Here is a 24,879-nt window from a genome sequence, read left to right as displayed (position 1 = left end):
CTTCCATGTCCGCCACCGCATTTCCCGGCCACACCCTCGAATCCGCCCCGGCCGCCGCCCGTCCCGCCATGGCGGCCGTGACACAGAAGCAGGGCTATCTGCCGGTCGCCGTCAGCCGGCTCGCCTCGTCCCCCGAGCTCCTCGGCGGCTTCCTGAAGATGAGCGCGCTCTTCGAGTCGACCACCCTGGACCCGCTCTCCCGGGAGACCCTGGTCATGACGGTGGCCGCCCGCAACGGCTGCCACCTCTGCGTGGCCATGCACACCGCGAAGCTCACCGCCCTCGGGGCCGACGCCGGCATCATCGCCGCGCTGCGCGACGGGAGCCCGCTGCCGGACGAACGGCTGGAGGCGGTACGGGAGTTCACCCTCGCCGTCATCGTGACGAGCGGGGCCGTCGGTGATCCCGCGCTCCAGGCGTTCCTCTCCCACGGCTACACCTCCCGCAACGCCCTGGAGGTGGTCCTGGGCATCGGCGCCTACACCATGTCGACCCTGGCCAACCGGCTGACGGACGCCCCGATCGACCCCCAACTGGCGCATTTCGCCTGACACTTGCTTCTCGCCCCTCTCAGGAATTCCGCCTCCCGTTGAACGGGCCGCGTGCCGGCTCCGTATGGAACGTCACGCTTCTCCCCCGCGAAGCCTGAGGAGTCCGAGGAGTTCCATGGGACGCACATCGCGCAAGAAACGCTCCACCCTGGCCAACCGGGCGATCATCGCCGCGGCCGCACTGATCCTGGGCGGGGGTGGGCTGGCCGCGGTCAACGTCTACGCCTCCGCGGGCGAGGGCTCGGCCGGCTCGTCCCACGGCCGGAACTGGCAGCCGGTCCGCCAGGCCTCCACCATCGACTGCCCCGAAGTGGTCAACGAGATCCCCGAGGTGCCCGGTCCGGCCCGGGTGGAGGTCGACCGCGAGCTGGCCGCCATGGACACCCAGATCACCGATGCCTACCGGGAGTTCGCCGACCGGCGGGACGCGATGGCCAGAGATCCGCAGCTGGCGCAGAATGCCGTGCTCGGCCCGCTGAAGGCCCGGCGCACGGCCAGCATCGACCGCATCACGACCGCCATCGGCCGCAGTACGCAGCGCCCCGAAGGGCTCGGGTCGCTGGCCCCGTGCAATCTGCGCGCGGACGACGAAACGAGCGACGAGCCCGGCGGCGAAGCGGACGACGCGGGGCCCAGCGACGCCCCCGGGCAGGACGACGACGGTGCCGGCCAGGCCGACGGTGGAGACGACCAGGATCAGGGCCAGGACCAAGGTCAGGGCCAGGATGAGGGCCAGGGCCAGGACCAGGGCGGCAACGGTCCCGAGGAGTCCGACTTCGTCGACATCCAGTCCGTCCAGCCGAACGTCGACACGCCGGCCCGGCGGCGCGGCGCCTCGCGCGGCACCTTCACCACCGAGTGCGGGCGCAACCAGAACGGGAAGTTCAACCCGGACAACGTCATCGCCGCCCCCGGGGTGAGCAACGGCGCCCACCACATGCACGACTACGTCGGCAACCAGGCCACGGACGCCTTCTCCGGCGACGAGGACCTCGCGGCCGGCGACACCACCTGCCGCAACCAGGGCGACCGGTCCACGTACTACTGGCCCGTGCTCCGCCTGCAGAACGGGGCGGCGGAGAACGACGCCGAGGCCGACGGCGGGGGCAGGGACCAGAACACCGGCGAGATCCAGACCCCTTCCCAGGTCACGCTGAAGTTCACCGGGAACCCCACCGGCAAGGTCGCGGCCATGCCGCGCTTCCTGCGCATCATCACCGGCGACGCCAAGGCGTTCACCAACGGCGACGCCAACGCCAACGCCTCCTGGTCCTGCACCGGATTCGAGGACCGGCAGCTCGCGGACAAGTACCCGATCTGCCCCGAGGGCAGCCAGGTCGTCCGTTCCTTCGCCTTCCAGAGCTGCTGGGACGGGCAGAACACCGACAGTGCCAACCACCGCACCCACGTGGCCTTCGCGCAGGACGACGGGAGGTGCCCGAAGGGCTTCCGCGCCATTCCGCAACTGGTCCAGCGGATCGTGTACGACGTGCCTCCGGGGCCCGGGTTCGCCGTGGACTCGTTCCCGGAGCAACTGCACAAGCCGGTCACCGACCACGGTGACTTCATCAACGTCTTCGACGACAAGCTGATGCGGAGAGTGGTGAGCTGCATCAACGACGGGCGCAAGTGCCGCTGAGGGCACCCCGCCCCCGCAGACCTGCGCGGTCAGCTCCCGTGGTGACCGGAGTCCCCTGCCTCGCTCCCCCCATCACCGCCACTTCCCGAGTGGTGCGGCGAGGCGCTCTCCACCGTCCCCCCGAGCCGGCCGCGCAGTGCCGCGATCACCGTGGCGTCCGAGACGGCGACCCACTTGCGGCCGACCAGGAACGAGCCGCCGTAGTCGTTTGCCTCGTTGATCCACTCCCGCTGTCCCCGGTCGGTGGCGAAGGTGGCCAGCACGTAACGGCCATCATCCGTGGCGCAGTTGGCCTGGCGCAGCTCCTGCGCGTCGGTCTGGAGCCTCGGCTCGCAGTGCGCCTTCGCCGCGAGCTCCTCCAGCGTTCCGGTGGCGGTCGGCGGGATCACGGTCCCGTCGCCGCCGTCGCCACCCCCACCGCATGCCGTGAGCAGGGCAAGACCCGCGACGGCCACCGCGCGCCGCGCGTCCCGCGCCGCCCTTCGCGTACCGTTCCGCTTCACCATCAGGCCATCGTGCCGCTTCGGGCCGGGTCCTGGCAGCCGAACGCGAGAAGGTCCCCGGGGGCGGGTGGGACCGGCCCGCACCCCCGGGGTGACCATCGCACGATTCGCTCGTTCTGCTGAACGTGCGTCCACTGCCAGAGGTACCGTCAGCCGTCGCCCGGTCCGATGCGGGGCAGTCCGGGGCCGCGCTCGTCGAGCACTACCCGCGGCTGGCCCGGCTCGGCTATCTCGTCCTGCCGCACTCGCTGAGCCGTGACCGGCGCGTTCTCACGGCCCATGCCCTGGCCCAGCGGTCCCTGCAGGCGGCGCGCAGGGCCGGGCCCGCGGACGGCGACGCCGTTCCGCTGCCACGCCGCCCCGGTCGCACGGAGGTGGCCGATCCGGGTTACGCGTACGTGCGGCGGCAGGTGCTGCGGGGCGCGCTGGCGGCGGGGCGGCCACTGCGCCTGCGCCACCGGCCCCGACGCGCCCAGTTCCCGCCCGCCCTTCCGCTGACCTGGGGGCTGCGGCTGTTCCCGCACTCCGGCGGCGCCGGCGAACTCGCCCTGGAGCAGAGGCTGTCCGCGGTCAGCGGTGCGGCGCGGGCCGCGTTCGTCCTGCGCGGCCTGGAGGGGCTGGCGGACGGCGAGGTGCGGCGGGTGCTGTCCGACGCGGGGGTGGCCGATCCGCATGCGGCGCTGATGGAGGCGGACGGGGTGTCGGCCCCCTACGCGCTGCTGGCGTCCGTCGAGTTCGATCCGTGCTCGCTCCAGGCGCGCCCGCCCGATCTGCCGCGCCGCCGCAGATATCTCCGGGCGGCGCTGGCCGGTGTCGCCGCTCTGCTGGTGTGCGGGGCGCTGCTGGGTCTGCCGGGCGAGGGCTGGGGCCGTGGCGCCCTGTCCGCGCCCCTGTACGCGCGCAATCCGGCCGCCGAGGAGGCCCTGGACCCGGGGGCGGTGCGCAGGGTGCCGATGACGTTCTGGCAGCGCTCGCCGCGTACCGACTTCACCGCCTGGCCCACCCGCGGGGATCGCACCGAGGACACCCGGCTGCTGCGACGGGCGCTGCGGGTGTGGGCCCGGCCGGGCGGCGGCGTGCGGACGTCGGCGACACCGGGCACGCCGGTGGGACCGCCGATGGGGGCGCCGCAACTGTTGTTCGCGGGAGAGGTGGGCGCGTCGGCGGTGGTGCTGTTCCACGACGGGCTGCGTGTCGTGCGGTACGCGGAGCCCCGTGACGCCGATCCGTCGGAGGGCGCGGCGCTCGACTTCGCCCGGGTCGACGGGGCGGACGCGGCGTCGGCGGGTGCCCTGGTGGTGGAACGGGCGCGGGGGGCGGTCCGCTATCTGACGGCTCCCTGGGTGCGGAAGGTGCGGGTGCGGGACCTGCTCGCGCCGGGCCGGGCGCCGCGCGCGCTGCACCGCTCCCCCGACGGGGTGACGGACGCCCTGACCAGCGCGGCGACCGCGCCCGGCTGCCGGTCCTGGGACGCCGTCGAACTGGCCGACGAAGCGGCGGTGCGGCTGGTGACGGATCTCGGCGAGCTCGCCCCGGCCCGGCTGACCTCGGGCCCGCCCGCGCGGCCGCACGACGTCTCGGGCCGCGCGGAGTACGCGAGCTGGGCCCGGACCGCCTGTCAGCTGACGGCCGTGCGCGCGCACGGGGTGCGCACGGTGAACTCATGGGTGTACGCGCGTCAGCCCCTGCCCGAGGGGAACGGCACGGCCCAGTGGCTGTGCACCCGGGCGGAGACCTGGCGGGGCACGGGGAGCAGGGTCCTCGCCCAGTTCCAGGCCCCGTCCGGGCGTCCACCGGGGAGCCGGCCGCCAGGCGTGGTCGTGGCGCGTGCCGAGGACGCGCCGGAGTGCGGGACGCGCGCCCCGCAGGTGCTGGCGGGCGTGTTGTGGAAGTCGCCCGGCGGGCGGTGGTACGTACTCGCGGCGGGCAGCGCGCAGTTCGCGTCTCTTTCCGCGTCCGGCGGGGTGACGGGCCAGGTGCGGGGGCGGCTGCTGGCGGTGCGGGCCGGGGCGGGCGACCGGGCGCGGCTGAACGGGCGGCTGGCGGACGGCAGCCGGGTCGGGGCTCTGGGCTGAGCGCCGGATGAGGTCGAGCACCCAACCCCCGTCACCTCGACCACGCACCGAGCCGACTGCGCCGTCGCCGCCCCCTTGGCCTGCGACGAGGTCCGTACGCCCACCCCGGAGCGGTGGCAGCCGGGTCGGTACCCTGTTCCTCATGACGACCGGGGTGCGGCGCAGGATGGGCGTCGAGGAGCGCAGGCAGCAGTTGATCGGTGTCGCGCTGGAGTTGTTCAGTCACCGGCCCCCGGACGAGGTGTCGATCGACGAGATCGCCGCTGCCGCGGGGATCTCCCGGCCGCTGGTCTACCACTACTTCCCCGGCAAGCAGAGCCTGTACGAGGCGGCGCTGCGGCGGGCGGCCGACGACTTGGCGGCCCGGTTCCTGGAGCCGCGTGAAGGGCCCCTGGGGGCGCGGCTGTTGCGGGTGATGGGGCGGTTCTTCGACTTCGTCGACGACCATGGCCCCGGGTTCGCGGCGCTGATGCGGGGCGGGCCGGCGGTGGGTTCCTCGACGGCGAACGCGATGATCGACGGGGTGCGCCGGGCGGCCTGCGAGCAGATCCTGGCCCATCTGGGTGTCGAGGAGCCCCCGGCCCGGCTGGAGCTGGTCGTCAGGTCCTGGGTCTCGCTCGCCGAGTCGACGGCCCTGATGTGGCTGGACGGGCGGGAGATCCCGCGTGCGGAGCTGGAGTTGCAGCTCGTGCACGACTTCGCCGCGCTGGCCGCCGTGAGCGCGGCGTACAACGAGGAGATGGCGGGCGTCGTGCTGCGGGTCCTCGCGCAGGAGCCGGCGGACGGGCCGTTCGGAGACCTGCTGGTGCGGCTCTCCTCACTGGCGCCCGCCGTGCCGGCCGTGCCCCCGCAGCGGCTGGGTTAGTGCCTCAGATCTTGCGGTAGGAGGGGTCGAGGTCGTGCGCCTCGACCGAGAGGTGCAGGGTCAGCCCGGGGGCCTGCCGGATGTGGCCCGCCAGCAGCTCCAGTACGGACTCGGTGAGACGGGCCCTGACCTCGGGCGTGCGGCCGGCCAGCAGCGAGATGTCGACGTGCACGAGCGCGTCACCGCTCGGGGCGTCCGCCACCACGGTCTCCTCGACCCGGCGGAAGCGGGTCTTGCAGGCGGCGATCTTCGTGGTGACCGTCTCGGCGATCAGCGGGTGCAGCGCGCCCGCGAAGCCGGTGCGGTCGAAGGTGTCGTCGAGTTCGGCGGAGTAGTCGACGGTGATCTGCGGCATGGCGGTCTCCTGGAGGGTGCGCGGGACAGCGGTCGCCCCCACCCTTCCCCCGCCGGGGAGGGCGCACAAGCGGGATTCACTATGTGAGCAGTCCGCTTTGGAGGGCCTGGATGAGGCCCGCCTCCGCGCTGTCGGAGCGGCCCTGTTCGAAGGCGCGCCGGTAGGCGTCGTCGCCCACGGCCTCGCGGGCCCGGCGTTCGCAGGCCTCGCGCAGCGGGCCCAGTTCCGGGGTGCCGCGCTGGGGGTGGCCGACCATCCGCCAGTAGACCTGCCCCGTGCCGTACACCCGGGCGGCGATCGCACCCTCGCCCTGGGCGGCGATCGCGGCGGCCAGGATGTCCAGGCCCAGCGCGATGCCGAAGCTGTCCCGGAGCCTGCGCTTGCCGGCGAGCATGGACCGGGCGTGCGCGGCGGCGGCGTCGGCGCGGTCCTGGAGCAGGGCGATGAGGGCGAGTTGGTAGTCGGCGTAGCTCAGGGCCCAGCACTCGTCCCGCGCCTGGCAGGCCGCACGCAGGACGGCCGCTGCCTCGGCGGCCTCGTCCAGGCGGCCGAGGCCGGTGAGGGCGAAGACGGTGATCAGGTGGCAGCGCAGCCGGTAGGCGGATTCGAGCGGCGTGCCGGCCCCCGTGGTGCGCAGGACCCGTTCGGCCTCGCGCAGTCCCTTCTCCGGGTCGCCGGTCATCAGGTGGGTGAGCCCGCGCAGATAGGCGGCGGCGAGGAGTCCTTCGTCGGTGCCGTCGTCGGCCGCCGCGCGGACGCACTCCTCGCCGATCCGCTCGGCGGCCGGGTAGTCGCCCTGGAGCAGCACGCAGATGCCGAGCACCCACAGGGCGCGGGTGCGGTGGGGGCCGGCGGCGGGGCCGGCGTCCAGGGCGCGCTGGGCGTAGGCCCGGGTCTGCGGGAGGTGGCCGCAGCAGCACCAGAAGAAGCCGATGCGGCCGGCCATCTCCTGGGCGGCCGCGGTGTCGTGGGCGAGGAGGTGGTCGAGGGCGGCGCACAGGTCGGCGTGCGATTCGGCGATGCGGTGGTACCAGTGGATCTGGTCGTCGCCGGTCCACCCCGCGTGGGCGCGGCGGGCCAGTCGGAGGAAGCAGGCCGCGTGCCGGTCGGTGGCGGCACGTTCCTCGCCGAGTTCGGCGAGCCACATCCGGCCGTACTCGCGCAGCGTGTCCAGCATGCGGTGGCGTTCGCCGTCGCGGGAGACGACCGACTTGGCGACCAGGGCGCGCAGGGCCGCGGGGACCGCGTCCGCGGTGAGCGGGCCTCCGGCGCAGACAGCGATCGCCGTGTCCTCGTCGAAGTCGCCGCGCAGCACGGCGAGCCGGGCCCAGAGCAGCCGTTCCAGTGGGGTGCACAGTTCGTGGGACCAGCCGATGGTGGTGCGCAGGGTGCGGTGGCGCGGCGGCCGGAGTGTGGCGTCGGCGAACACGTCGAGGCGGGTGCCGAGCCGGCCGGCGATCTCCTGGGCGCTCTGGCGTCCGATGCCCGCGGCGGCGAGTTCGATGGCGAGGGGGATGCCTTCGAGGCGCCGGCAGATCTCGGTGGCGGCCGCGACGGTGGCGGGGTCGTCGAGTGCGGCGCGGGGGGCGGCCGCGGCCGCGCGCTCGCGGAACAGGGTGAGGGCGTCGGCCGTACCGTCGACGGGCAGCGGTTCCACGCCGATGACCCGTTCGCCCTTGATGGCCAGGGGCTGTCTGCTGGTGGCGAGGACGGTGAGTCCGGGCGAGGTCGTGAGGATCTCGCCGAGGAGGTGCGCGCAGGCGGGGCGCAGGTGTTCGCAGGAGTCCAGGACGAGCAGGAGCTGTTTGTCGGCGAGCCATTCGCACAGCACGTCGGTGGGCATCCGCAGGGTGTGGTCGCTCAGTCCGAGGGCGTCGGAGACGGTGGCCAGGAGGAGTTCGTCGTCGTGGAGCGGGGCGAGGTCGGCCCAGTGGACCCCGTCGCGGTAGGCGCGGTCGGCGCGTCCGGCCGCCCGGACGGCGAGCCGGGTCTTGCCGACTCCGCCGGTGCCGGTGAGGGTGGTCAGCCGGCCGCTCGCGAGGGCGTGTTCGATCCGGTCGAGTTCCGCCTTCCGTCCGACGAAGCTCGTGGTCTCCTCGGGAATGCTGCTCGCCATCGTCACCGTCGCTGACCAGGTGGATCGGCCGGCCCCGGCCCCCTCCGGCCCGTACGGCACCGGCAGGCGATCCAAGCCGGTGCGTACGGGAAAGGGGGGCCGGGACCGGCCGGGTGGAGTGGGAGGGCGCGCCCGGGAGTGTGGTGCTGCGGTTCTCCCCGGCGGCTGCCCACAGGGTAGTCCTGATGCGGGTCAGCGCAGCGAGAACACCGCCACCGTACGACCCGGAACGGTGAAGCTTCCCGAACTCCGCTCGTACGTGGAGCGCTTGACGGTAAGATCCGCGCCCGCTGCCTGAACGGGGTGCAGGGCGTAGTCCTTCCCGGCCAGGGCGGTGACCTTCTGGGTGGTGGTGCCGGGTGCCGCGTTGAGGACGACGACCAGCCTGCCGAGGCGCATGGTGATCACGCCGGGCGTCTCGTCCTCGCCGGAGAGCGGGAAGGAGAGCGTGGACTGCACCTGGCCGGCGGTGGAGAGGTCGAAGTCCTTCTCCGTGGCACGGATGGTGAGCAGGTCCTGGTACGCGGACGAGGCGCCGTCGATCTGCGCGCAGCCGGGGCTGATCGCCGCGTTGGCGAGCAGGGGCTTGGCGTAGGGCCACTTGGCCTCGTTGTCCGCGGCGGGCGGCAGTCCGCGGCCGAAGCCGTTGCCCGCGCGGCAGTCCCAGTGCAGGGCGTTGAACCAGTCGCCGCTGTCGAAGGAGTTGCGGTCCAGCGACTTGGAGCGCAGCAGGTCCGTGCCGGCCTGGGAGAGCGAGGGGCCCTGCGAGAGGGCGGCCGTCGCCATGGCGAGGACCTGCATGCGGGCCCGGTCGGCTGCCGAGGTGCCCGCCGGGAGCTTGAAGGCGAGCGCGTCGTACAGGGTCTCGTTGTCGTGGGCGTCGGAGTACGCCAGGGCGTCACCGGGGGCGGCGGCGTATCCGGCCGGGGCTCCGTTGTAGTCGACGCCCGAGCCCTTGACCGTGATGCCGGAGGTGTCGGTGAAGGTGTAGTCGGCGAGGTTTCCGGTGAGTCCGACCTTGATCAGGTCCTGGTAGTGGAGCAGCCGGGCCTTCTGCTCGGCCTCGGTGCCGTTGTGGGTGGAGGTGTTGGGGTCGGTGTAGAGGCCGGTGGCGAAGCCCTGCACGCCGGGGTCCTCGTCGAACGGGGAGCCGCCGCGCACGGCGTCGCGGGCCCGGTCGGAGAAGGTGGCGATGCCGGTGCCGGCCATGTTCTTCTGGGTGGCCTGGACGAAGCGGGCGTCGTCGGCGATCTCGCCGAAGTTCCAGCCCTCGCCGTACAGGATGATCTTCTTGCCGTCGACGCCGTCCTTGGCGGTCGTCAGGGCGTCGAGCGCCTCGCGGACCGCCAGGATGTTGGCCTTGGGGTGGTGTCCCATCAGGTCGAAGCGGAAGCCGTCGACCTTGTACTCCTTGGCCCAGGTGACGATCGAGTCCACGACGAGCTTGCCCATCATGGTGTTCTCGGGCGCGGTGTTGGCGCAGCAGGTGGAGGTGGCGACGGTGCCGTCCTCCAGGAGCCGCTGGTAGTAGCCGGGCACGATGCGGTCGAGTACGGACTTGTCGTCCTGGCCGGAGGCGACGGTGTGGTTGTAGACGACGTCCATGACGGTCCGCAGTCCTGCGCCGTTGAGGCCCTGCACCATCTGCCGGAACTCGACCGTGCGCTTCGTGCCGTCGGGGTCGGAGGCGTAGGAGCCCTCGGGGACGGTGTAGTGCAGCGGGTCGTAGCCCCAGTTGAAGGCGTCCTTCGCGGCCGCCTTCGTTACGCAGGCCTGCTGCTCCTCGGAGTCGGGGGCGTAGACGGACAGGTCGCAGGCCGGCTTCTGCTGGTCCTCCTTCTTCTCGGGGATGGTGCCGATGTCGAAGGCGGGCAGCAGGTGGACGTAGTTGGTGCCGGAGCCGGCGAGTTCCTTGAGGTGCTTCATCCCGTCCGAGCGGGTGTCGGTGAAGGCGAGGTACTCACCGGGGTGCTTCGACGTGGGATCCGCGATCGAGAAGTCCCGGATCTGGAGCTCCTGGATCCGGGCGTCGCGCAGCGGCACGGCGGCGGGCTTCGCCAAGGTGCTCCAGCCCTTGGGCGCAAGCTCGCGGTCGTCGAGGTCGACCACGAGGCTGCGGGCGGAGTCATTGGTCAGGGCGGTGGAGTAGGGGTCGGTGACCTTGTTGGTGACCAGCTTCTGGACGGTCGGCGCCCAGACGTTCACGACGTACCGGTAGGGCTTGCCGTTCCAGCCCTTCTGCCCGGTGACGGACCAGACGCCGGTGCGGTCGTCGCGCCGCATCGGGACCGTCTTCCCGCCGAGTTCGAGGGAGACGGTACGGGCGGTGGGTGCCCAGACGGACAGGGTGGGACGGCCATGACGGAAGACGGGGCCGAGCGAGGCGCTGCCGGCCCTCGTCCCGTAGAGGTCGTCGAGCACTCCGGCGCTCTGGACGCCGGTCGCGGCGAGCAGGGCGCCGTTGGCGGCGCGCTGGGTGGCGATCAGCTGGCCGCGCAGGGCCTCGCGGACCCTGTCCCGGTCACGGGCGTCGACGGTGAAGGCCGGGTAGTCCCCCAGGTGCGGGTACTTCGCCTTCTGCGCGTCGGTCAGCGCGGACGGATTGAGCCGCAGCCACTGGCCTTCGTCGGTCAGGGCGCCGTCGACGACGGAGATGCCGCCGCTCGATGCGTACACGAGCTGCTGGCTGGTGGCGCCGGTGGCCTTCACCTTCCAGACGACGGTGTCGGAGTCGATCCACTGCGCCTCGGCCTTGGTGAGGTCGGGGGTGGGGACGCCGCCGGTCTGCGGCAGCAGGTAGCCGGCCGTGCCACCGAGCATCCAGACCTCGTGGCCGTAGGTGGCCAGGTCCAGCGACTGGTCGCTGGGCAGGTCCTTCTCGTCGCCGCGGTGCAGGATGTAGCTGAGCGCGGTGGCCCCGTCGGCGAGCGGGACCTCGTAGGTGAGGCCCGAGGCGTCCTTCTTCACCGGCTGGAGCGGCTTGGACCAGTCGGTGGGTTCCTTGGCGCCGGTCCAGGTGTGCAGGCCCCAGCCGTCGTAGTCGCCGTCGGCCCGGTAGTAGTGCAGGACGGCCTTGGTGGTGTCCTGTGCGGGGTAGGCGCCGTCGGGGGCTGTGTCGGCCTGGCCGTCCTTGCCCTGCTCGATCCAGACCTGTCCGGTCCTCGCGAGGTCGACGGTGCGCTCGGGCCCGTCGGCGGTGCCGGCCTTCCCGACGGTGTACGGGACCGCTGAGGCCCCCTCGGGCACCTTGATCCAGGCGAAGGCGCCGTAGGCGTCCCGGCCGGCGAAGGCGGCGGTGGTGTCGCCGGACCTGGCCTGCCATCCGTCGTAGTCGCCGTCGGCGCGCCGGTAGTGGACGACGGCGTAGTCGCGTTCGACGGCGACGGGCTTCGCCGGGGCGGGCGCCTGTCCGGCGGCCGACGAGGCGAGCGCGCTCGCGGTGCGTCCGGTGCGGTCGACCACAACGGCCTTGTAGCGCAGCGGTGTTCCGGCGGCGGTCGTGTCACCGATGGTCTGGGTGACCTTGTACGGGGCGTGGTCGGCGGTGCCGAGGGTGGTCCACTTGCCGTTGCCGGTCTGGGCGGCGAAGACGACCCGGTTGAGCGAGCCGCCGTCGACGTCGGCGATGAGCTCGACGGTGCCGGTGGCGCCGGCGGCCGGAGCCTTCAGCGTGATCGAGGGCTTGGCGGCGGGGGCGGCCAGGGTCTTCGCGGCGCGCAGCACGACGCTGGACAGCGCCGGGACGGTGACGGTGATCTTCTTGTCGGCGCCGCTGCGGACGGTGCCGGAACCGCCGTACAGCGTACGGAAGTCCACGCGGGCGGACTCGGTGGCCAGCTCGACGGTCTTCGCCCCGGTGCCGTTGTTGGTGGCGACGACGTACTCGTGGCCGCGCTCGGCGTCCGTACGGGAGAAGGCGTAGACGGAGCCCTCCGCGTACCGCTCGGTCTGCACGCCGTCGCGCAGCGCCGGGTTCTTCGCGGTCAGCTCGGAGAGCGCGGCGATGGACCGGTAGAGCGGGTGGTTCGTGTCGTACGCGTCGGAGGCGTGCGTGCGGTCGGTGCCCAGCTCGTCGTCGTCGAGGTAGTCCGCGGTCTTCGAGGCGAACATGGTCTGCCGGGCGTCCTTGTCGCCGCCGGCGCCCGTGAAGCCCTGTTCGTCGCCGTAGTAGACGACGGGGTTGCCACGGCTGAGGAACATCAGCTCGTTGGCGAGTCCGGCGCGCTTGACCAGCTCCGCGTCGTCGGCCTTCGGGTTGTCCTGCTTGAGGAACGTCCCGATGCGGCCCATGTCGTGGTTGCCGAGGAAGGTCACCTGCTCGTAGGCGTTGGCCTTGTCGGTGGTGTACCGGTAGTCGTCGCCGAAGACGGCGGCGAGCTTCGAGGCCGGGGCGCCCTGGGAGGCGTACTGGCGGGCCGCTTCCTGGAAGGGGAAGTCGAGCGTCGCGTCCAGACGGCCCTGCGTGACGTAGGGCGAGGTGATCGCGGTGTCGGCGGAGTAGACCTCGCCGAACATGAAGAAGTCCTTGCGGCCGTGCCTGGCCGCGTAGGTGTCGAGCGCGGTCGCCCACTGGGTCCAGAAGTCCATGTCGACGTGTTTGACGGTGTCGATCCGGAACCCGTCGATGTCGAAGTCGCGGACCCACTTCTCGTAGATCTTCTCCATGCCGGAGACGACCTCGGGCCGCTCGGTCCACAGGTCGTCGAGCCCGGAGAAGTCGCCGTACGTGGTGGACTCGCCGGCATAGGTCGAGTCGCCGCGGTTGTGGTACATCGTCGGGTCGTTGAGCCAGGACGGCGTCTTGCCGCCGGTGGTGACCGGCTTGTACGGGAAGGAGTCGGCGTCCGCCTTCGCCATGCCCGCGGCGTCGTCGAAGGGCCGGCCGTTCCGGTCGAGGTACGGGTAGGCGCCCTTGGGCTTGTAGCCGTAGGTCTTCTCGGCGTAGTCGACGGTGTCGGCGGTGTGGTTGGTGATGACGTCGAAGAAGACCTTCATGCCCTTGCGGTGGGCCTGGGCTATCAGCTTCGTCAGGTCCGCGTTGGTGCCGAAGTGCGGGTCGACCTGGGTGAAGTCGGTGATCCAGTAGCCGTGGTAGCCGGCCGAGGCGTCCTTGCCGGTGCCCTGGACGGGCCGGTTCTTGAAGATCGGGGCGAGCCAGATGGCGGTGGTGCCGAGATCCTTGATGTAGTCGAGCCGGTCGGTCATCCCCTTGAGGTCGCCGCCCTGGTAGAACCCCTTGTCGGTGGGGTCGTACCCGGTCTCCAGCCGCGAACCGGTCAGCCCGCCCCGGTCGTTGCCCCGGTCGCCGTTGGCGAAGCGGTCGGGCATGACGAAGTAGAACTGCTCGCGGGTCAGGTCCTGGCGTGCGGGCTGGGCTGCCAGCTTGGCGTCCGACGGCGGGCTCGGCGGCCGGGGTGCGGCGGACGCGGAGGCCGCCGGGACGAGCGGGAGCAGCGCCGTGCACAACGCGGCGACTGCTCCCCGTCTCAGGGTGGAACGGGACACGGGCGGGGTCTCCTTGAATGAGGGGCGAGGGTGCGCCGGGTGCCGCGCCGGAGGACCCGGCGCGGCACCCGGCGGGGGTGAAGTCAGCTGCGCCAGACGTCGGCGGTCAGCGTGACCTTGCCGGAGGACGGCACCGTGGCCGTGCGGTTCGCACCGCTCTCCCAGGTCACGTTGCCGCTCGCGTCCTTGCGGACGTACTTGTACTCGAACGTCGTACCGGCGGGGAGGCTCACGTCGAGCTTCCAGACGGGGTACGTGGCCGGGTCCAGCTTCGGCGCGCCGGCGGGGTTCCAGTTGCCGAGGGCGGACTGGTTGCCGGTGACGTAGATGTTCTGGCCCATCTGCGTGGTGGCGTTGACGCCGAAGGAGGCGCCGGACGTGCCCGTACCGGGCTCGGTCGGGTCCGTCGGGTCGGTGCCGCCGCCGGAGCAGGTGCGGGCGCCCGTCTGGAGGGCGAGGGCGGTGTTGGCGCCGAGCGTGGCGGTGAACTGGCCGGAGCCGTTGACCGTGACGCCGTTGCCGGACTGGATGTCGCAGTAGTCGCCGGCGGGCAGCGAGGTCTGGAACGTACGCGTCAGCGAGGAGCCCTCGTGGTTGATCGCGACGTACGCCTTGGAGCCGCGGCCGAAGGCGATCTGGTCGCCGCCGTTGTCCCACCAGTTGGTGACGGACTCACCGCGCGCGGTGTTGCGGAAGCCGACCATGGAGGAGATCTCGCGCCAGGCGTGCTGGCACTTCCAGCCGTCGCTGTAGCAGGCGTTCACGGTGCCGCCGCTCGGCGGGCCGGCGTCCTTGTCGGACCACTCGTAGCCCGAGTGGACGTCGGGCGAGCCGTAGGGCCAGGCCAGCATGAAGACGCTGGCGAGCGTGTAACTGGCGCCGCTCTTGTAGTTCAGCGTCTCGCCGTTGCGCTCGGTGTCGTGGTTGTCGACGAAGACCGCGGCCTTCGAGGAGGACATGAAGCCCCAGCCCTCGCCGAAGTTCTTCAGGTTGGCGAGGTTCTCGTTGTTGAAGACCTGCTTGAGGCTGCGGGCGTAGCGGAACTCCTGGACGTCGCCGGTGCCGGCGTACTCGTCGGGCGAGACGGCCTCGCCGGCTCCGTAGATCGCCTCCTGCTTCCAGTAGACGCCGGAGTTGCTCAGCCGGGACTTGATGTTGGCGAGGTCGCCGGCGGGCATGTGCTTGGCCGCGTCGATGCGGAAGCCGTCGACGCCGAGCGACAGCAGGTCGTTGAGGTATCCGGCGATCTTGCCGCGGACGTAGTCCTCACCGGTGTCGAGGTCGGCGAGGCCCACGAGCTCGCAGTTCTGCACGTTGCCGCGGTCGCCGTAGTTGTTGATGTTCGACTGGCAGTCGTTCATGTCGTTGACCGAGTAGAGGCCCGGGTAGTCGTACTTGCTGTACGAGGACCCGCCGGTGCCCGTGCCGGAACCCGACGACATGTGGTTGATGACCGAGTCGGCCACGACCTTGACGCCCGCGCTGTGGCAGGTGCTGACCATGTGGGCGAACGAGGTGCGGTCGCCGAGCCGCCCGGCGATCTTGTAGCTGACCGGCTGGTACGAGGTCCACCACTGCCCGCCCTGGATGTGCTCCTGGGGCGGCGAGACCTGTACGAAGCCGTAGCCGGCCGGACCGAGGGTGTCCGTACACGCCTTGGCGACGGAGTCGAACTTCCACTCGAACAGGACGGCGGTGACGTCCTTGGTGCCCGGGGCGGACGCCTGCGCGTTCGTGGCGGGGACCACGAGGGCGGCGGCGCCCGCTATCAGGGCGAGCGCGGCAGACAGGGGTCTGCTGGCCATGTTTTCCTCCTGCTGTGGGGGAAATGCGGGTGACGGTGCAGCCCTTACGGCAACGCGCCCTGCCCTCAAGGCTCCTGAATCTTCTTGCTGCAAGAATGCAAACCTTGCTGCGGGGAGACGGTACGAGCCCGTCCGGTGGCGGTCAACCCTTTGGACACGAGCTGCTCACATCCGCGAAACACTGGAGATTTCTCCCTGCAAGGTCTTACGCAAGACATTGCAGCGCTGTTACGTTTCTCCCGACTCCGGTCCGGTCGGCCGAGGGTCCCGATACCCCGGGCCCCACGCGCCCGGCCGGCCGGGCCGGTCACGTACAAGAGGGGCACCAGGGGGTCACACTCCCCGCCGACCCGTCCGGGTCGACTCCCGGTGCCCCTCGTGTGCGTGCGGGGGCCCGGTCCCCCGGCGACACCTCACCCGTCATGATGGGCACCGAGCGGGGGCTGCTCCGCACCCCCGCGGCTGACGTCTTTGGGGGAACTGGCATGGTGCGTACCGGGGTCTACCTCGCCCATCCGCGGCCCGGCAGCTTCAACCACGCGGTGTTCGACGCCGTGGTGCGCGAGCTCCGCGACCGGGGCGGCGAGGTGCTGGCACACGATCTCTGCGCGGAGGGGTTCGCCCCCGGGCTGACCGCCGACGAGACGGAGACGGTCCGGTCCGCCGCCGACGCCCCGGACGCGCAACTGGCCGCGCACCGGGCGGAGGTGGCCACGCTCGACGCCATGGTGTTCGTCCACCCCAACTGGTGGGGCATGCCGCCCGCCGTCCTGACCGGGTGGGTGCAGCGCGTGATGGTGCCCGGCGTCGCCTACAAGCTGGGTACGTCGGACGGGAAGCCGCAGGCACTGCTGAAGGCCGGCCGGGCGCTCGTACTGAACACCTCCGACACTCCCGCCGAGCGCGAGGCGGACGAGTTCGGTGATCCGCTGGACCGGATCTGGTCGGCATGTGTCCTGCCGTACGTGGGAATCACCGACGTCCGCCGCGTCGTCTTCCGGACGGTCACCGACTCCTCCGACGAGACCCGTGCGTCCTGGCTGCGCGAGGCCCGTGAGCACGCCCGCGCACTGCTGGCCTGACGTGCGCCGAGGGCTCCGCACCGCGTCTGACGAGGCCGGATTAGACTCACCGCCCATGTGGCAAGGACAGCAGTCGCCCCCCGGGCAGCCGAACTCTCAGGACACCTACGTCAGTTCGGCGCCGGAACCGCCCCGCAGCCGCTGGAGCCGCACCGCGATCACCGCCGTGGCGGCGTCCGCGGCCGTCGTCGTGGCCTGCGGAGTGACGGGCTTCCTCGTACTCCGCGACGACGGCGGCAAGGGCGACGGGAGGGACCGGGCCGACGCGACGTCCTCCGCATCCGCCCCGGCGAGCCCCGGCGGCACGGCCCGGTCGGCGGCCGACGGCAGCTCGGGCCCCCTCGTCCCCGGCTGGAACACGGTGGTCAACGCCAAGCGCGGCATCACGTTCGACGTGCCCGCCTCCTGGGAGCGCCAGTCCGCGGACTGGGTCAGCTACGTCGCCGAGGACGACGACCCCGAGGAGAAACCGCTGGTCGCGATGATGGCCCCGGCGGTCCTCAAGGAGAAGTGGTGCACCTCCGACGACGACAAGGACGGCAACGAGGAGGACACCCCGCTCGCCTCGACGGGCACCACCGGGGAGAAGGGCTCGAAGAGCGCCGCGGAGGCCGCCGAGGACACCGCGAAGAACTGGGTCTACGGCGGCTACACCCAGCCCGACAGCTCGCGCCTGACGATCGGTGAACCGGAGTCGTACCGTACGAAGTCGGGCATCGAGGGCAGCCTGGTGACCGTCACGTCGTCCGGTACGCCGAAGAAGGGCAAGTGCGACAGCGCCGGCAAGGCGGTGACGTTCGCCTTCAAGAACGCGGAGGGCGACTTCGTGTCGTGGACCTATGTCGGAGCGCACGGGGTGCCCGACGAGGTGTCCGACACGATGATCCGCCAGATCCTCGGCACCGTACGGCTCTTCGATGAGGGCGACGGGCAGGACTGAGGCGGCGCCGGCGCTCGGAGCGGAAGGCGGCGGCCTCGCGGTGTCGACCATGGACGCCTGCGCCGGCCGACGCCCTGCCGGGCCACCGGCAGGGCGGCCTGCTTCGCGCACCGTCTCGTAAGCTCCTGCCAGTCCGTAGCGATCGAAGGAGAGCCAAGCGTGCGCGATGCCGCAGTAACCGCCGCGGGGGACCGGATCCGATGGGTGGAGCTGCCCGGGCGGGAGCCGGCCCGCGTCTATCTGCACGGCCTCGGTGCCACCTCCCCCGCCTACTTCGCCCAGGCCGCCGCCCACCCGCTGCTCACCGGCCGCAGGTCCCTGCTCGTCGACATGCTGGGGCACGGCATCAGTGACCGGCCGACGGACTTCGACTACCGCCTCGAATCGCATGCCGACGCGCTGGCCGAAGCGCTGACGTGCGCGGGCGTCGGCGACGCGGAGTTGGTGGCGCACAGCATGGGTGGTTCCGTCGCCGTCGTCCTGGCGGCGCGTCACCCACAGCTGGTCTCGCGCCTGGTCCTGGTGGACGCGAATCTCGACCCCGTGGCGCCGGTCCGGGGTGCTCAGGGGAGCAGCGGAATCGCCGCCCTGTCCGAGTCCGACTTCCTGGCGGGCGGATGGCAGGGGATCCGCGACCTGGCGGGGCCCCATTGGTGGTCCACGATGCGCCTGGCCGGACTGGAGGCACTGCACCGCAGCGCCGTACACCTCACCCGTGGGGGCACTCCCCCCGTGCGGGAGCTGCTGCTGGGGCTGAGCATCCCCCGCACCTTCCTGTTCCCGCAGGCCGACGGCGCGCCCGCCGGGGCCGGCGCACTCACCGGAGCCGGTGTGCGTGTGGTCCCTGTCCCGGACTGCGGCCACAACATCATGCTGGACAACCCGGACGCGTTCGCCCGGACGACGGCCTCCGCGCTGACGCGTGACCAGCCGGCCTGAACCCCGGCCCGACGCCCACCTCGTCACAGGGGAGCGCCGCCGGCCGGGGTGGTGAGGGGAACGGGGCCGGATCCCCCCTCCGGACCCGGCCCCGCTCCCACGCCCGTTCAGGCGCTGCGGAGCGCCGCCGTGGACCCCCGTACCACCAGCTCCGGCTGGAACACGTACTCCGTGCGCTGCACCGGACTGCCGCCGATCTCCTCCAGCAGCGCGCCCACCGCGGCCGCCGCCATCGCCTGCACCGGCTGGCGCACCGTGGTCAGCGGCGGGTCGGTGAACGCGATGAGCTGCGAGTCGTCGAAGCCGACCACGGACACGTCACGCGGCACGTCGAGGCCGCGGTCCCGGGCGGCGCGCACCACGCCGAGCGCCATCAGGTCGCTGCCGCAGACGATGCCGGTGCACCCCTGGTCGAGCAGCGCTCCGGCCGCCACCTGGCCGCCCTCGACGCTGAACAGCGTGGAGCAGACCAGGTTCTCGGCATCGGCGCGGTCCAGGCCCAGCAACGAGACCGCGGCGTCCACGAACCCGTCCCGCTTGCGGCGGGAGGGCACGTAGCGCTGCGGTCCGATGGCCAGACCGACGCGGCGGTGGCCGAGTTCGGCGAGGTGGCCCACGGCCATCCGCACGGCGGCGTTGTCGTCGGGCGAGACGAACGGGGCGCTGATGCGCTCGTTGTAGCCGTTGATCAGGACGAACGGCACGCCGCGGTCGGTCAGCGCGGCGTAGCGCGCCGGGTCGGCCGAGGTGTCGGCGTGCAGTCCGGAGAGGAACACGATGCCGCCGACGCCCCGTTCGACGAGCTGCTCGACGAGCTCGTCCTCGGTGGCGCCGCCGGGCAGCTGGGTGCAGAGCACCGGGGTGTAGCCGTGGCCCGCCAGGACCTGCTCCACGGACTGCGCGAACGCCGGGAAGATCGGGTTGGTGAGCTCGGGCGTCACCAGTCCGATGAGCCCGGCACTGCGCTGCCGCAGCCGGACGGGGCGTTCGTAGCCGAGGATGTCGAGCGCCGCGAGCACCCGCTGACGCGTGGTGTCCGCGACGCCCGGCTTGCCGTTGAGCACCCGGCTGACGGTCGCCTCGCTGACGGACGCCTGGCCGGCGATGTCCGACAGTCGCAGCGCGCCGCCCGTGCCGGGGCTTCGCGGCAGGGGAACACTCACACCGTCCACCACACCGTGGTGTCCGCCGGCAGCTCGATCTCGGCGCCGTCGGCTGCCACCGGGGTGCTGGACAGCAGGACGGTGCCGCGTACGGGGATGCGCACCGGGGCGCCCGTGGTGTTCACGGTGCAGACGAAGCCGGGACGGGCGAAGACCAGCAGGCCCTCGGGGGCGTCCAGCCACTCCACCCCGGTTCCGGCGCCGAGCCCGGGGTGCACCCGGCGGGCGGCGATCGCGGCCCGGTACAGCTCCAGGGTGGAGCCGGGGGCGCCGGTCTGCGCCTCGATGCTCAGCTCGCCCCAGCCGGCGGGCTGCGGCAGCCAGCTGCCACCGCCGCCGAAGCCGTACGAGCTGCCCTCGCGGGTCCACGGGATCGGGACCCGGCAGCCGTCGCGGAAGCCGTCCTGGCCCTCGGCGCGGAAGAACGACGGGTCCTGACGGGCCTCGTCGGGCAGGTCGGTGACGTCGGGCAGGCCGAGCTCCTCGCCCTGGTAGACGTACGCCGATCCGGGCAGCGCCAGCATCAGCAGGCTGGCCGCACGGGCCCGGCGCAGACCCAGCTCGCGGTCGCCCGCGGTACGGATCTGGGTGCCGAGGCCGGCCGGGTTGGCGAAGCGGGTGGCGTGCCGGGTGACGTCGTGGTTGGAGAGCACCCAGGTGGTGGGGGCGCCGACCGGACGCATGGCGTTCAGCGAGGAGTCGATGACGGCACGCAGCTCGGCGGCGTCCCAGGCGGTCGCCAGGTACTGGAAGTTGAACGCCTGGTGCATCTCGTCGGGGCGTACGTAGTTGGCGGTGCGCTCGACGGTCGGGGTCCACGCCTCGGCCACCGCGATGCGCCCACCCGTCGCCCGCCGCCGCCCCTCCGAGGAAGGCCCTTCGGGCCCCATCGCATCGGGGTACTCGTCGAGGATGGTGCGCCAGCTGCGGTAGATCTCGTGCACGCCGTCCTGGTCGAAGAAGGGCATGACATCGTTGCCCAGCAGCTTCAACTGGTCGTGCGCGCCCAGGTCGGGCAGCCCCTCGGCCTTGACGAGACCGTGCGCCACGTCGACCCGGAAGCCGTCGACGCCCATGTCGAGCCAGAAGCGCAGGATCGAGCGGAACTCGTCGGCGACGGCCGGGTGTTCCCAGTTGAAGTCGGGCTGCTCGGGCGCGAAGAGGTGGAGGTACCACTCGCCGGGCGTGCCGTCCGCGTCGGTGGTCCGGGTCCAGGCCGGGCCGCCGAAGATGGACTCCCAGTCGTTGGGCGGGAGTTCGCCGTTCGCACCCTTGCCGGGGCGGAAGTGGTAGCGGTCGCGCAGCGCGGAGCCGGGGCCTTCGGCGAGGGCGCGCTTGAACCACTCGTGCTGGTCGGAGGAGTGGTTGGGCACCAGGTCGACGATGATCCGCAGGCCCAGGTCGTGGGCGTCCCGGATCAGTGCGTCGGCGTCCAGCAGGGTGCCGAACATGGGGTCGATGGCCCGGTAGTCGGCGACGTCGTAGCCCGCGTCGGCCTGCGGGGAGGCGTAGAAGGGGCTGAGCCACACCGCGTCGACGCCGAGCTCCTTGAGGTACGGGAGCCGGGCGGTGACGCCTGCGAGATCGCCCATGCCGTCGCCGTTGCCGTCGGCGAAGCTGCGCGGATAGACCTGGTAGATCACCGCGTCCTGCCACCAGCCGGTGCGGTGGCCCGTGGCCTCGTCGGACGTGCCGGTGGAGGGGGCAGCGAGGTGCTGGGTCATGTCGTCCCTGGGGTGTCTGGGTGGGGGGTGGCGCCGGGACCGGGTCGGGATGCCGGCGCCACCGTGACTGGTGCGTGCGGGTCGTGCTGCTGCGGTGGAGGGTGCTGACGATCTCGGCCGGATCAGCGAGCGGTGTCGCTGCAAGGCGCCCGAGCGTCCCCATAGCGGAGCTATTGGGACGGTTGGGCAACGCCGCAGATGTGCGTGCCGGACACCGGGAGCCCGGTCGAGATCGTCAGCACCCTCCCGCCTCAGCCCTTGACGGCTCCGGCGGACATGCCGGTGACGAGGTGCTTCTGCGCGAACAGGAAGACCAGGGCCGCGGGTATCGCGATGAGCACGGACGCGGCGGTCATCGGACCCCACTGGGCCCCGTACTGGTTGACGAACAACTGCAGGCCGCCCGCGAGCGTGAGGTTGTCCTCGCCGACCATGAACGCGGAGGCGTACGCCACCTCGCCCCAGGCGGTGATGAAGGAGTAGAACGCGGTGACGGCGAGGCCCGGCTTGGCCAGCGGCAGGATGAGCCGCCAGAACGTGCCGAACGGGGTGAGGCCGTCGACCTGGCCCGACTCGTCGATCTCGCGCGGGATGGTGTCGAAGAAGCCCTTCATCATCCAGGCGCAGAACGGCACCGAGATGGTGAGGTAGGTGATGACGAGACCGGCCGGCTTATTCAGCAGCCCCATGCCCGCCATGATGTTGTAGATCGGCACGATGAGGACGGCGACCGGGAACATCTGGGTGATCAGCAGCGTCCACATCAGCCCGCGCTTGCCGGGGAAGCGGAAGCGGCTGACGGCGTAGCCGGTGGAGGCGGAGACGATCACGCCGATGAGCGTGGTGAGTCCCGCGACGACCACCGAATTGCCGAACCACGTCAGGAACTTCGTGTTCCGGAGCAGGTTCGTGTAGTTCTCGAAGGTCGTCTCTTTGAAGAAGTCCGTGGTGGTCGCGAACTCGGCGGGCTTCAGCGAGGTGAGCAGGACCCAGAGGACGGGGAAGACCGCGATCACGGACGCGACGATCAGCGTCAGGTGCAGTGCCGTGGAGGCCAGCGGTGAACGCTCTCCGCGCAGCCGGACCCTGGGCGCGGAGTGCCGCGCGGCGGTGGTGGGTGCGGTGGTGGTCACCAGTCGTCTCCCTGGGTGCGGAGGACTCGCCGGTACACGGCGGCGAAGAGCAGCAGGAGCACGAGGATCAGCACGCCCCACGTGGAGGACTGCGCGAAGTCGCGCGGGCTGATCTCGAAGGAGAACTTGTACGCCTGGGTCACCAGGATCTGGGTCGCGTCGCCGGGTCCGCCACGGGTCAGCAGGAAGATCACCGGGAACATGTTGAACGTCCAGATGGTGGAGAGCAGGATCACCGTCGTGGAGACGGGCCGCAGTCCGGGCAGCGTGATGTGGCGGAAGCGCTGCCAGGCGGTGGCGCCGTCCATCTCAGCGGCTTCGTAGTGCTCGCTGGGGATGGACTGAAGCCCGCCGAGGAGGGCGACCATCATGAAGGGCACGCCGAGCCACACGTTGACGGCGATGACGGAGATCTTCGCCCAGGTGGGGTCATCGAGCCAGGCGATGCCGTCGAAGCCGCCACCGGAGAGGATCTTGTTGAGCAGCCCGCGGTCCTCGTTGTAGAGGAAGCGCCAGGCGAAGACGGAGACGAAGCCGGGGATGGCCCAGGGAAGGATGAGCGCCATCCGGTAGGCGGAGCGCCCGGCGATCCTGCGGTTCAGGATGTTCGCGAGCGCCATGCCGAGGCCGAAGGTGATGGCCACGCAGGAGACCGTCCACACCAGGGTCCACCCGAGCGTGCCGAGGAACTGGTCACCGGTGAGCGCGTCGGCGTAGTTGTCCAGGCCCACGAACTCGTACGTGGCGGGCATGTGGTTGACACCGATGGACCGCGCGACGTTGCGCTCGTTGGCGTCGGTCAGCGACAGGTAGATGCCGCGGACCAGCGGATACCCGATGATCACGCCGATCACGACGACGACCGGGGCCACCATGGTCCAGGCGTACCAGTGCGTCGACAGGGCCCGCCGGAGCCTGCTCGGCGGCGGGGGGTTACCAGTACCGCGGCTCCGGCCGCGGGCGACGTCGTCGCCCGCGGCCTTCGCCACCGACTGGCTGGTGTGGACAGCCATCAGCCGGCCTGCCTTCCTGAGTTACTTCCAGCCCTTGAGGAGCTTGCGGTAGGAGTCGCCGGTCGTCTTGACGGCCTTCTCCGGGGAGGTCTGGCCGGTGAGGACCTTCGTGTACTCGGTGACGAGCGGCGCGAAGAGGCTGCCGGTCTCCGGGATCCAGGGGCGCTCGACGGCGCTCTCGACGACCGGCTTGAAGAAGCCGACGATCTCGTTGTCGACGACGGGCTCCTCGGCGTAGGCGGAGGTGCGGGTCGGCAGGAGGTTGAGCTCCTTGGTGACCTGGGCCTGCGTCTTGACGGAGGTCATGTAGTCGACGAAGGCGTAGGACGCCTCGAGGTTCTTGGAACCGGCGTAGACGGCCAGGTTGTGACCGCCCTGCGGGGCACCCTGCGCGGCGGAGCCGGCCGGGACCGGGGCGACGCCCAGGTTCGTCTTGTCCTTGAACTCCTTGCCGGCGTACGTGTCGGCCATGGCCCACGGGCCGTTGATCATCATCGCGACATCGCCGTCCTTGAAGGACGACTGCATGTTCTCCCAGCCGTCCGTCGCGTCCGTCTTCGCGGCGCCCGAGTCGACGAGGTCCTTGACGACCTTCATGGCCTTGACGCCGGCCTCGTCGTCGATGGTGACGGACTTGTCGGCGGCGTTGACCATGTCGCCGCCCTCGCCGTACAGGAAGGGCAGGAACCAGTACGCGTCGTCGCCGCGCAGGTAGAGGCCGGTCTTGCCGGTCTTGTCCTTGATCTTCTTCGAGACGGCCTTCAGCTCGTCGATCGACGTCGGGACCTCGACGCCGGCCGCCTTGAACATCTTCTTGTTGTAGAAGATGCCCAGGGAGTCGATGACCTGCGGCACCGCGTACGTCTTGCCGTTGTACTTGGTGGAGGCCGCGGCCTGCTTCAGGAAGTCGTCCTGCTTCACCAGGGCGGCGGTGCCGTCCAGCGGGGCCAGGTAGCCGAGGTCCGCGAACTCGGGGGTCCAGGCGACCTCGGAGCGGATCACGTCGGGGGCGCCGGAGCCGGACTGGGCGGCGTTCTTGAACTTGTTCTGGGCGTCACCGAAGGGCACGTTGACGTACTTGACGTCGACCTTCGGGTGCTCCTTCTCGAAGCCCTCGGCGAGCTTCTTGAAGACCTTGTCCTCGCTGCCCGCGGTGGAGGTGTCCCACCACGTCACCGTTCCGGAGAGCTCGCCCGAGCTCTTGGAGGTGCCGTCGGAACTGTCGTCATCGCTGCCGCAGGCGGTCGCCGCGAGCGCCAGGGCCGCGACCAGGGCGGTGGCCGTTATGCCACGTCGCATCTGAACTCCTTCAACTGCCGTACCGCTCCGTCGCGGCGCCGGGTCGACGTGAACGTAACAAGGATGAAAGACGGCCGAAAGACTTTGCGGAAGATTTCTGCAAGCTCCGACGATCGTTACATTCGCGTGTCCTCACGGTTGCCGTCAAGCCTCTTGACGGAAGTACCCGATC

17 protein-coding genes are annotated in these 24,879 nt (G+C 71.4%); 7 read left to right on the top strand and 10 right to left on the bottom strand.

Features of this window, described 5'->3' with window-relative positions:
- Nucleotides 1–5: 5 nt before the first annotated feature.
- Together ACFYPA_RS13365 and ACFYPA_RS13360 are read left to right on the top strand one after the other, a co-directional pair.
- On the top strand, nucleotides 6–551 hold the full coding sequence (locus ACFYPA_RS13365) for a carboxymuconolactone decarboxylase family protein (RefSeq protein WP_359081141.1): 546 nt from the start codon (nucleotides 6–8) through the stop codon (nucleotides 549–551).
- Nucleotides 552–666: 115 nt separating this feature from the next.
- Nucleotides 667–2,190, top strand: coding sequence for a DUF1996 domain-containing protein (locus ACFYPA_RS13360; RefSeq protein ID WP_359081143.1), 1,524 nt, complete (start codon nucleotides 667–669; stop codon nucleotides 2,188–2,190).
- A gap of 29 nt (nucleotides 2,191–2,219) precedes the next feature.
- Here ACFYPA_RS13360 and ACFYPA_RS13355 read toward each other — a convergent pair whose 3' ends face one another.
- Nucleotides 2,220–2,696 (bottom strand): hypothetical protein, encoded by a 477-nt coding sequence (locus tag ACFYPA_RS13355; protein ID WP_359081144.1) that lies wholly within the window; start codon nucleotides 2,694–2,696, stop codon nucleotides 2,220–2,222.
- Between the two features lie 122 nt (nucleotides 2,697–2,818).
- On the opposite strand from ACFYPA_RS13355, the gene ACFYPA_RS13350 reads away from it, so the two are divergent.
- Both ACFYPA_RS13350 and ACFYPA_RS13345 read left to right on the top strand, forming a co-directional pair.
- Entirely contained in the window at nucleotides 2,819–4,768 is a 1,950-nt protein-coding gene (locus tag ACFYPA_RS13350; protein WP_389131666.1) for a hypothetical protein, read from the top strand.
- Nucleotides 4,769–4,910: 142 nt separating this feature from the next.
- On the top strand, nucleotides 4,911–5,633 hold the full coding sequence (locus ACFYPA_RS13345; RefSeq protein WP_359320654.1) for a TetR/AcrR family transcriptional regulator: 723 nt from the start codon (nucleotides 4,911–4,913) through the stop codon (nucleotides 5,631–5,633).
- A gap of 4 nt (nucleotides 5,634–5,637) precedes the next feature.
- Here the strand turns inward: ACFYPA_RS13345 and ACFYPA_RS13340 are convergent, their stop codons facing one another.
- From ACFYPA_RS13340 to ACFYPA_RS13325, 4 genes are all read right to left on the bottom strand, one after another.
- Complete coding sequence (locus ACFYPA_RS13340) at nucleotides 5,638–5,988, bottom strand: isomerase (RefSeq protein ID WP_359081148.1); 351 nt, start codon at nucleotides 5,986–5,988, stop codon at nucleotides 5,638–5,640.
- 79 nt (nucleotides 5,989–6,067) lie between these two features.
- Nucleotides 6,068–8,104 carry an ATP-binding protein gene (locus tag ACFYPA_RS13335; RefSeq protein ID WP_389131663.1) on the bottom strand — a complete coding sequence of 679 codons (2,037 nt, stop codon included), beginning with the start codon at nucleotides 8,102–8,104 and terminating at the stop codon, nucleotides 6,068–6,070.
- Between the two features lie 192 nt (nucleotides 8,105–8,296).
- Nucleotides 8,297–13,609: a pullulanase-type alpha-1,6-glucosidase gene (pulA, locus tag ACFYPA_RS13330; RefSeq protein WP_389131660.1), complete on the bottom strand. Its 5,313-nt coding sequence runs from the start codon at nucleotides 13,607–13,609 to the stop codon at nucleotides 8,297–8,299.
- 83 nt (nucleotides 13,610–13,692) lie between these two features.
- Complete coding sequence (locus ACFYPA_RS13325; RefSeq protein ID WP_359081153.1) at nucleotides 13,693–15,414, bottom strand: carbohydrate-binding module family 20 domain-containing protein; 1,722 nt, start codon at nucleotides 15,412–15,414, stop codon at nucleotides 13,693–13,695.
- Nucleotides 15,415–15,899: 485 nt separating this feature from the next.
- On the opposite strand from ACFYPA_RS13325, the gene ACFYPA_RS13320 reads away from it, so the two are divergent.
- From ACFYPA_RS13320 to ACFYPA_RS13310, 3 genes are all read left to right on the top strand, one after another.
- The gene (locus ACFYPA_RS13320; RefSeq protein WP_359355492.1) at nucleotides 15,900–16,496 is read left to right on the top strand and encodes an NAD(P)H-dependent oxidoreductase; all 597 of its coding nucleotides are present in this window, start codon (nucleotides 15,900–15,902) and stop codon (nucleotides 16,494–16,496) included.
- A gap of 55 nt (nucleotides 16,497–16,551) precedes the next feature.
- Complete coding sequence (locus tag ACFYPA_RS13315) at nucleotides 16,552–17,436, top strand: hypothetical protein (protein ID WP_389131656.1); 885 nt, start codon at nucleotides 16,552–16,554, stop codon at nucleotides 17,434–17,436.
- Nucleotides 17,437–17,595: 159 nt separating this feature from the next.
- The gene (locus tag ACFYPA_RS13310) at nucleotides 17,596–18,375 is read left to right on the top strand and encodes an alpha/beta fold hydrolase (RefSeq protein WP_389131653.1); all 780 of its coding nucleotides are present in this window, start codon (nucleotides 17,596–17,598) and stop codon (nucleotides 18,373–18,375) included.
- A gap of 107 nt (nucleotides 18,376–18,482) precedes the next feature.
- Here the strand turns inward: ACFYPA_RS13310 and ACFYPA_RS13305 are convergent, their stop codons facing one another.
- From ACFYPA_RS13305 to ACFYPA_RS13285, 5 genes are all read right to left on the bottom strand, one after another.
- Nucleotides 18,483–19,550 (bottom strand): LacI family DNA-binding transcriptional regulator, encoded by a 1,068-nt coding sequence (locus ACFYPA_RS13305; protein WP_359320638.1) that lies wholly within the window; start codon nucleotides 19,548–19,550, stop codon nucleotides 18,483–18,485.
- On the bottom strand, nucleotides 19,535–21,262 hold the full coding sequence (locus ACFYPA_RS13300) for a glycoside hydrolase family 13 protein (protein WP_389131650.1): 1,728 nt from the start codon (nucleotides 21,260–21,262) through the stop codon (nucleotides 19,535–19,537). Before ACFYPA_RS13300 ends, ACFYPA_RS13305 begins: the two co-directional genes overlap by 16 nt.
- A 251-nt stretch (nucleotides 21,263–21,513) precedes the next feature.
- Nucleotides 21,514–22,398, bottom strand: a complete 885-nt coding sequence (locus ACFYPA_RS13295) for a sugar ABC transporter permease (RefSeq protein WP_389131742.1) — start codon at nucleotides 22,396–22,398, stop codon at nucleotides 21,514–21,516.
- Nucleotides 22,392–23,408 (bottom strand): sugar ABC transporter permease, encoded by a 1,017-nt coding sequence (locus ACFYPA_RS13290; RefSeq protein WP_359081167.1) that lies wholly within the window; start codon nucleotides 23,406–23,408, stop codon nucleotides 22,392–22,394. The genes ACFYPA_RS13295 and ACFYPA_RS13290 overlap by 7 nt, the downstream gene beginning before the upstream one ends.
- A gap of 21 nt (nucleotides 23,409–23,429) precedes the next feature.
- Complete coding sequence (locus tag ACFYPA_RS13285) at nucleotides 23,430–24,707, bottom strand: extracellular solute-binding protein (RefSeq protein ID WP_359081169.1); 1,278 nt, start codon at nucleotides 24,705–24,707, stop codon at nucleotides 23,430–23,432.
- Nucleotides 24,708–24,879: the final 172 nt, after the last annotated feature.

Origin of the sequence: Streptomyces sp. NPDC005775 (assembly GCF_042871565.1) — a bacterium.
GTDB lineage: Bacteria > Actinomycetota > Actinomycetes > Streptomycetales > Streptomycetaceae > Streptomyces.
Note: the sequence above shows the minus strand (reverse complement) of the source record. Positions and strands in the feature narration are given on the sequence as shown.